General features: G+C 63.2%; 1 protein-coding gene. It reads right to left on the reverse strand.

Annotated features, from left to right (window positions below; genetic code table 11):
• A partial coding sequence (locus I8U18_RS17635) for a KS-MAT linker domain-containing protein (RefSeq protein WP_198065187.1) occupies positions 1 to 532 on the reverse strand: 532 nt, incomplete at both ends.

The raw sequence follows: 532 nt of genomic DNA on the forward strand, positions 1-532 counted from the left end.
CCAGTCGATGTCCATCCCTTTTACCCACAGCTCCAGCAGTTTGTCGTACTTCCCTTTTCTCTGCCAGACCTCCAGGATTTGCTCCATATCCTCATCCGCCGCCAGGACCGCCAGGACTGCCTTATGAGCTTTGACCGACCCCCGGTAACATCCTTCGATCTCCTGCTTTCCGGCAACCACGTCCGCCAGTTTTCCCCGGAGCTCTTCCATGGTGGTGACCACGAGGGCCATCCGCTCTTCCATCGCCTCCCGGCCCACTTGCAGCGTGTACGCCAGAGCGGCCAGATCACGGTCGGTCCAGCCTTCTTCCCCGATCGCCGAGTGCAGGCGTTTCGCCTGCTCCAGCAGTTGCCCGCGCGTTTGTGCCGACAGGACGATCAGGAACGGGCCCCCGCCGGCTGCAGCCGGCTCCCGATCCGTTTCTTCGGGCGGAAGATATTCCTCAATCACGATATGGGCGTTGGCCCCTCCGGCTCCAAACGACGAGATTCCCGCCCGGCGCGGAGCTTCCCGGGGCACCCCCTGTCGCATC

It is taken from the genome of Thermoactinomyces sp. CICC 10522, assembly GCF_016055075.1.
Classification (GTDB): domain Bacteria; phylum Bacillota; class Bacilli; order Thermoactinomycetales; family Thermoactinomycetaceae; genus Thermoactinomyces_A; species Thermoactinomyces_A daqus.